Raw genomic sequence first — 7,348 nt, forward strand, 5'->3', positions numbered from 1 at the left:
ACTCGCAGTTCCTTGAGCAGCAACCCAAGTGCAATAAATCTGAATGATACGTTTACTTTACCAAAACTATATGTAGATTTAGAACAACTTAATGCAAGAAGTTCCGTTTTTTGTTGTGATTCTTGCCACGATTCCACTTAACAAGACGTCATTTGTCAGGGCATTGAAAGAAAAGTCCTCACAGGTACAATGAGTTTTCATTTACACGAAGCCAAAATAGACATGAAGCAAAACAATCAGCAGAGAACCGGGTTCGGTTATTTTCTATACGGGATACAATTGGCACTTGCCCCTAAAATCAGGCGCTTTGTCATCTTACCTCTACTTGCAAATATCTTGCTTGTAGGTGGTGCCATCTTCTATCTATTTTCAAACCTTAATATATGGATAGAAGGCTGGATTGGGCAGCTGCCTGAGTTTTTATCCTGGTTAACTTACACTCTTTGGCCTTTACTCGCTCTGACGATACTCGCTACCTTCTCCTATTTTTTCAGCACGCTCGCGAACTTTATCGCCGCGCCATTCAATGGCCTCTTGGCTGAAAAAGTGGAAGAGTACTTAACGGGACAAAAAGTAAATGATGATGGTTTCACTGCCGTCCTGAAAGATGTTCCTCGCGTTTTAGCTCGTGAGTGGAGAAAGCTCCTTTACATTTTACCTAAAGCAATAGGCCTATTCCTGTTATTGCTCATCCCTGCCCTTGGACAAACAGTAGGCCCATTTTTATGGTTTATCTTTACCGCCTGGATGCTCGCGATTCAATATTGTGACTACCCGTTTGATAACCACAAAATCCCATTTAACGACATGCGTTACAAATTGAAACAAAAGCAAGGTAAGGCCTATGGCTTTGGGGTATTGGTGTCTGTATTTACGACGATCCCAATTTTGAACCTCATTGTCATGCCTGTAGCAATATGTGGTGCAACCGCTATGTGGGTCGCGGAGTTTAAGCACCAACGATAGTCGATTAGAGATTAAGGAAAGGGATCAGCGCCAGCTTTTCCCTTTTCTTTTATCAAGTTCTGGGCCAACCTAATAAGATATAACTTTTTAATCCTTTTCCCTTTTTTTCATACCGCATATTCTTCTATCCATATTCACACAACGTGTAATGAAGGAACATCACTATGAGCAAAATCTACGAAGATAACTCTCTTACTATTGGTAATACACCTCTCGTTCGTCTAAACAAAGTAAGTAAAGGCAAAGTTCTCGCGAAAATTGAAGCGCGTAACCCTAGCTTCAGTGTTAAGTGCCGTATCGGTGCAAACATGATTTGGGAAGCAGAGAAAGCGGGGCTTCTTAAGCCAGGTGTAGAGCTTGTAGAACCTACCAGTGGTAACACAGGTGTTGCTCTAGCATTCGTAGCGGCTGCTCGCGGTTACAAGCTAACATTGACCATGCCTGAATCAATGAGCCTAGAACGCCGTAAGCTACTAAAAGCACTAGGCGCGAACCTTGAGCTGACTGAAGCGGCGAAAGGCATGAAAGGGGCGATTGCTAAAGCAGAAGAAATCGTAGCAAGCAACCCTGAGAAGTACCTACTTCTTCAACAATTTGACAACCCAGCGAACCCAGAAATCCACGAAAAGACTACGGGCCCTGAGATTTGGGAAGCGACAGACGGTGAAATCGACGTATTCGTTGCTGGTGTTGGTACGGGCGGTACTATTACAGGTACTAGCCGTTACATCAAAGGTGAAAAAGGCAAAGCCATCACTTCTGTTGCAGTTGAGCCAGCAGAGTCTCCGGTTATTGCACAAGCACTTGCTGGCGAAGAAATCCAACCTGCCCCACACAAAATTCAAGGTATCGGTGCTGGTTTCATCCCTGGTAACCTCGATTTAGACATTATTGACCGTGTTGAGCAAGTTACCTCAGAAGAAGCGATTGAGATGGCTCGTCGCCTAATGGAAGAGGAAGGTATCCTAGCTGGTATCTCATCTGGCGCAGCGGTTGTTGCAGCGAACCGACTTGCGGAACTACCTGAATTTGAAGGAAAAACAATTGTAACTGTCTTGCCAAGTTCCGGTGAGCGTTACCTAAGTACAGCACTCTTTGCAGGTATCTTTACCGAAAAAGAGAACCAACAATAATATGTGTTCAAATCAATTTTTAGTTTAAAAAAGCCCCGTTTAGGGGCTTTTTTGTTGATCCCTGCCCTACCTTTGGTAATATCAGGGTGTTTTATTTCTAGCTTCAAAATAAAGAAGCAGAACACAAAAAGGTTTCAAAGTGATTACGCACGCAAACAGTTGCGTAGTTACCAAACTTTTGACTAGTATCAGAACTGACGCGCTTTGAACTCTTCCCGTGCTAGCGCACAAGATGTAAAGCAGTTAAGCTAAAATCTGGTCACAAACTAACAAAAAAATACATTTATTGGGGTATATCACATGTACGAGAAGCAAGTAGAAATCACAGCAGAAAACGGCCTTCACACTCGTCCAGCTGCACAGTTTGTTAAAGAAGCAAAAGCATTCGACGCAGACATCACTGTGACTTCTAACGGTAAAAGCGCTAGCGCTAAGAGCCTGTTCAAACTACAAACACTAGGCCTAGTAAAAGGTACTCAAGTTACTATTTCTGCTGAAGGCCCACAAGCTCAGCAAGCAGTTGACCACCTAGTTGCTCTAATGGACCAACTACACTAATCCGGTCTCCTACTCCAGAAGCCATTTTGTGAAAGCAAAATGGCTTCGTTGGAAATAGGCTCAAAACTAAGCTAAAACTATTCGTTAGCGCACCCATTATTCTCCCGTTTTATAAAGTTGACCAAACTTAAGGTAAGGCTATGATTTCAGGCATCCTAGCATCTCCTGGTATTGCAATCGGTAAAGCACTACTACTTCAAGAAGATGAAATTGTCCTAAACACAAACACTATTTCTGACGATCAAGTAGAAGCTGAAGTTCAGCGTTTCTTTGACGCTCGTAACAAATCTGCAGCTCAGCTAGAAACTATCAAGCAAAAAGCGCTTGAAACGTTTGGCGAAGAAAAAGAAGCGATCTTTGAAGGTCACATCATGCTTCTTGAAGACGAAGAGCTAGAAGAGGAAATCCTAGCACTTATCAAAAACGACAAAATGACTGCTGATCACGCTATCCACTCAGTGATCGAAGAGCAAGCATGTGCTCTTGAGTCTCTAGACGACGAATACTTAAAAGAGCGTGCAACTGACATCCGCGATATCGGTTCTCGTTTTGTTAAGAACGCACTAGGCATCAACATTGTTTCGCTTAGCGATATCAACGAAGAAGTAATTCTTGTTGCTTACGACCTAACGCCATCTGAAACTGCACAAATCAACCTAGACTACGTGCTTGGTTTTGCTTGTGATATCGGCGGTCGTACTTCTCACACTTCAATCATGGCTCGCTCACTTGAGCTTCCAGCTATCGTTGGTACTAACGACATCACGAAGAAAGTTAAGAATGGCGACATGCTGATTCTTGACGCAATGAACAACAAGATTGTTGTTAACCCATCAGAAGCTGAGCTAGAAGAAGCGAAAGCGGTTAAAGCAGCATTCCTAGCTGAAAAAGAAGAGCTAGCGAAACTGAAAGACCTACACGCAGAAACGACTGACGGTCACCGTGTAGAAGTTTGCGGTAACATCGGTACAGTGAAAGACTGTGACGGTATCCTTCGTAACGGCGGTGAAGGTGTTGGTCTGTACCGTACTGAATTCCTATTTATGGACCGTACTGCGCTACCAACTGAAGAAGAACAGTACCAAGCGTACAAAGAAGTTGCGGAAGCAATGAACGGTCAAGCTGTGATCATCCGTACTATGGATATCGGCGGCGATAAAGATCTCCCATACATGGATCTTCCAAAAGAGATGAACCCATTCCTAGGTTGGCGCGCTGTACGTATCAGTCTGGATCGTCGTGAAATCCTTCGTGATCAGCTACGTGGCATTCTACGTGCTTCTGCACACGGCAAACTGCGTATCATGTTCCCAATGATCATCTCTGTCGAAGAAATCCGTGAGCTTAAGAAAGCGATCGAAGAGTACAAAGAAGAGCTACGCGCTGAAGGCCACGCGTTCGACGAAAACATCGAAATCGGTGTTATGGTTGAAACTCCTGCTGCTGCTGCGATCGCACACCACTTAGCGAAGGAAGTGTCTTTCTTCTCTATCGGTACAAACGACCTAACTCAGTACACACTAGCGGTTGACCGTGGTAACGAGATGATTTCTCACCTATACAACCCACTATCACCTGCTGTACTTACTGTGATCAAGCAAGTTATCGACGCTTCTCACGCAGAAGGTAAATGGACTGGTATGTGTGGTGAACTTGCAGGTGACGAGCGTGCAACACTTCTACTTCTAGGTATGGGTCTGGACGAGTTCTCAATGAGCGGTATCTCTATCCCTAAAGTGAAGAAAGTAGTTCGTAACTCTAACTTCGCAGAAGTGAAAGCAATGGCTGAAGAAGCCCTTTCTCTACCGACAGCAGAAGAAATCGAAGCCGTGGTAGAAAAGTTTATTGCTGAGAAAGCTCAGTAATCGGTAGTACCAAGTAATTCAATACTTAATGGCCATTAGACGGCGAAAAAAGTCGTCTAATGAGCTATATTGGTATACTATAATTCGACAGAATAAAACCAAACCTTAGGAGCATGACACAATGGGTCTGTTTGACAAACTTAAGAAGCTTGTATCTGATGACAGCGCTGACGCTGGTGCTATCGAAATCATCGCGCCACTTTCTGGTGAGATTGTAAACATCGAAGACGTGCCAGATGTTGTTTTCGCTGAGAAAATCGTTGGTGACGGTATTGCTATCAAGCCAGCAGGCAACAAAATGGTAGCTCCTGTAAACGGTACTATCGGTAAGATCTTCGAAACTAACCACGCGTTCTCTATCGAGTCTGACGACGGTGTTGAGCTTTTCGTTCACTTCGGTATCGACACAGTTGAACTAAAAGGCGAAGGCTTCACGCGTATCGCTGAAGAAGGTCAAACTGTTAAAGCTGGCGACACTGTAATTGAATTCGATCTAGCTCTTCTAGAAGAGAAAGCGAAGTCAACGCTAACTCCAGTTGTTATCTCTAACATGGACGAAATCAAAGAGCTAAACAAGCTTTCTGGTTCTGTAACTGTTGGTGAAACTCCAGTTCTACGTGTAACTAAGTAATTTTTACTTAATCGAACACGAAAAAAACGCTGCCATTGGCAGCGTTTTTTATTCCCTGAAATTTTTTTCTGATCGACTTACATCAATGAAACCCGCTCAGCTAAGTAATCCAAGTGCCGAACTCGGCCTTTGCTTTGCCTGAGCCAATAATGCTGTTGTCGCATCTTGGAGGACTTGAGAACGCACCATTTCCGTAGATTCTCTTGCGAAGTCTGTATCTCTTATTCGACTCTTGGACTCTGTAACACTCCGATTCACAGTATTTAAGTTATCCATCGAGCCGTTTACACGGTTCTGAAAGCTGCCAATTTCACTTCGGTGCGAATCAACGTACTTAATTGCTGCATCAATCACCCCAACTGAAAGCTGAGCCTTACCTGCCGTCGACATATCAATGTCATCCATTGTGACTAATTGACCAGCGCTCACATCAAGCTCATCCGCTAAACTCCCTTCGAGAACCACACCCTCTGGCGCCTTCATCGTAGAAGCGAAGAATTGCAGTTCGTTGTTTTCCGTTACTGAAGCATTCACTATCGATTGTTGAGTATTGATGTAAGTGGCGACCTGTTCTATACGGTCACCCAATTTGAGTCCAATGGATTCCGTTTGGGTTTGCCCTTTACTGTCTTGGTATTCGACTTTGAGAGTTTGGTTATCTTTAGTGACTCGCCAATCTTTATCGACCGCATCACCAACATAATGCTGCCCTCCCATCTCTGGGATATGGCTACGCATGTTACGTAACGTCAAAGAGATTGAATTAGCGTTCGCGCCAATATGGAAACTTTGTGAACCGTAAGATCCATCAAACAGGTTTTTATCCGCAAATGTTGTCGTGATCGCGACACGATCAACCTCATCTTGCAGCGCTACGACCTCATATTGAATACTTTGCCGATCACTTGAGTCATAACTGCCGTTTGCTGCTTGAAGCCCCAGAGAGCGTAAGCGTTGCAATATGTCACTGCTTTCGTGCAATGCTCCCTCCGCTGTTTGAGCAACAGAAAAAGCGTCGTGTGCATTTCTTAAGGCGACATCAAGCCCTCTCGTTTGTACATGGAGAGTATTCGATATCTGTAAACCTGCCGCATCATCGCTCGCCGAGTTGATTCGAAACCCCGAAGTTAGGTTGCGTTGTGACTCAACATTTTGCGCAGCTGCTTGACTCAGGTGTCTCTGCGCCACCATCGCAGAAACATTGGAATTTAAAGAGATCATCTAATCGATATGAATGCCTTATCGAACATACTGTCAGGACACATCTGAATCGTTATAGCCAATAAGCAAAAAGCCAGGGATGAGCCTGGCTTTGGTTTCTTGCTTTGTTAAATTGATTAACCTAGCAGACTTAGCGCTGAGTTAGGCGCTTGTTTCGCTTGCGCTAGAATTGAGCTTGACGCTTGCGATAAAATTTGTGATTTGGTCATTGCCGTCGTTTCTTTCGCGAAATCTGTATCTTTGATACGGCTCTTCGACGCATTCACGTTCTCGTTAATGTTGTCCAAGTTGCTGATTGCGTGGTTGAAACGGTTCTGGAAAGCACCCAGCTCTGCGCGGTGGCTATCTACGTATTTCAGTGCCGCATCGATGATAGCAACAGATTCTTGTGCGCCACCAACTGAGGTTACGTCGATAGTATCTACCGTTACTTTTTTGCCTTCGCCCAGACCTAGTTCACCAGATAGACCGCCTGAAAACTCGACCTCGCCCTCAACTTTGTTGTTGCCAGCGAAGATTTGCAGTTTACCATCTTGGTCTACTGATGCTTTCACTAGGTCAGTTTGGCCGTTAATGTAAGTCGCAAGCTCTTCGATATCGTCACCCGCTTTTGCGCTGATGTTGATTTCTTGCTCTTGGCCGTAGCTGTCCGTTAGGTTGATTTTTAGGTCATTCTTGCCTTGGGCAACGTTCCAATCTTTACCTTTACCGCTTTCTGCTTGGTAGCTTACACCGCCCATCATTTTGTTGTCTGAGCGCATGTCTTTTAGCTCAAGCATTACCGCTTCGCCGTTATCCGCACCGATTTGGAACGATTTCGCGCCGTGGGTACCGTTTAGCAGCTTGTTACCACCGAAAGAGGTTGTTTCTGCGATGCGGTTTAGTTCGTCGTTGAGTGCGGTCACTTCTTCTTGAATCGCAACACGTTCTGCTTTCGAGTTTGAACCGTTTGCTGATTGCAGAGACAAGTCACG

The 7,348-nt window shown here is 44.5% G+C and carries 7 protein-coding genes; 5 read left to right on the plus strand and 2 right to left on the minus strand.

Going from position 1 to position 7,348, the window contains the following annotated elements:
- Window positions 1-222 precede the first annotated feature (222 nt).
- The 5 genes from cysZ to crr all read left to right on the plus strand — a co-directional run bounded on the left by cysZ (window position 223) and on the right by crr (window position 5,153).
- Window positions 223-966, plus strand: coding sequence for a sulfate transporter CysZ (gene cysZ / locus R7Q39_RS16505; RefSeq protein WP_318076459.1), 744 nt, complete (start codon window positions 223-225; stop codon window positions 964-966).
- Between the two features lie 164 nt (window positions 967-1,130).
- Window positions 1,131-2,099, plus strand: coding sequence for a cysteine synthase A (gene cysK / locus R7Q39_RS16510; protein WP_005382045.1), 969 nt, complete (start codon window positions 1,131-1,133; stop codon window positions 2,097-2,099).
- A gap of 300 nt (window positions 2,100-2,399) precedes the next feature.
- A complete protein-coding gene (locus tag R7Q39_RS16515) occupies window positions 2,400-2,657 on the plus strand; it encodes an HPr family phosphocarrier protein (protein ID WP_005382043.1) in 258 nt (85 codons plus the stop codon).
- Window positions 2,658-2,797: 140 nt separating this feature from the next.
- Entirely contained in the window at window positions 2,798-4,522 is a 1,725-nt protein-coding gene (ptsI, locus tag R7Q39_RS16520) for a phosphoenolpyruvate-protein phosphotransferase PtsI (protein ID WP_005389298.1), read from the plus strand.
- 121 nt (window positions 4,523-4,643) lie between these two features.
- Window positions 4,644-5,153, plus strand: coding sequence for a PTS glucose transporter subunit IIA (crr, locus tag R7Q39_RS16525; RefSeq protein ID WP_005382041.1), 510 nt, complete (start codon window positions 4,644-4,646; stop codon window positions 5,151-5,153).
- A gap of 96 nt (window positions 5,154-5,249) precedes the next feature.
- On the opposite strand, the gene R7Q39_RS16530 is transcribed toward crr, so the two are convergent.
- Window positions 5,250-6,374, minus strand: a complete 1,125-nt coding sequence (locus R7Q39_RS16530) for a flagellin (protein ID WP_054730132.1) — start codon at window positions 6,372-6,374, stop codon at window positions 5,250-5,252.
- Between the two features lie 116 nt (window positions 6,375-6,490).
- Window positions 6,491-7,348: flagellin (locus tag R7Q39_RS16535; RefSeq protein ID WP_318076460.1), on the minus strand; the 858-nt coding region annotated here is incomplete at its 5' end.

Source organism: Vibrio sp. 947 (genome assembly GCF_033339115.1).
Taxonomy (GTDB): Bacteria; Pseudomonadota; Gammaproteobacteria; order Enterobacterales; family Vibrionaceae; genus Vibrio; species Vibrio alginolyticus.

Bases quoted from the DNA above. Each gene is read 5' to 3' on its own strand.
- cysZ (WP_318076459.1), top strand. From the start codon at position 223: ATGAAGCAAAACAATCAGCAGAGAACCGGGTTCGGTTATTTTCTATAC.
- R7Q39_RS16530 (WP_054730132.1), bottom strand. From the start codon at position 6,374: ATGATCTCTTTAAATTCCAATGTTTCTGCGATGGTGGCGCAGAGACAC.
- ptsI (WP_005389298.1), top strand. From the start codon at position 2,798: ATGATTTCAGGCATCCTAGCATCTCCTGGTATTGCAATCGGTAAAGCA.
- crr (WP_005382041.1), top strand. From the start codon at position 4,644: ATGGGTCTGTTTGACAAACTTAAGAAGCTTGTATCTGATGACAGCGCT.
- cysK (WP_005382045.1), top strand. From the start codon at position 1,131: ATGAGCAAAATCTACGAAGATAACTCTCTTACTATTGGTAATACACCT.
- R7Q39_RS16515 (WP_005382043.1), top strand. From the start codon at position 2,400: ATGTACGAGAAGCAAGTAGAAATCACAGCAGAAAACGGCCTTCACACT.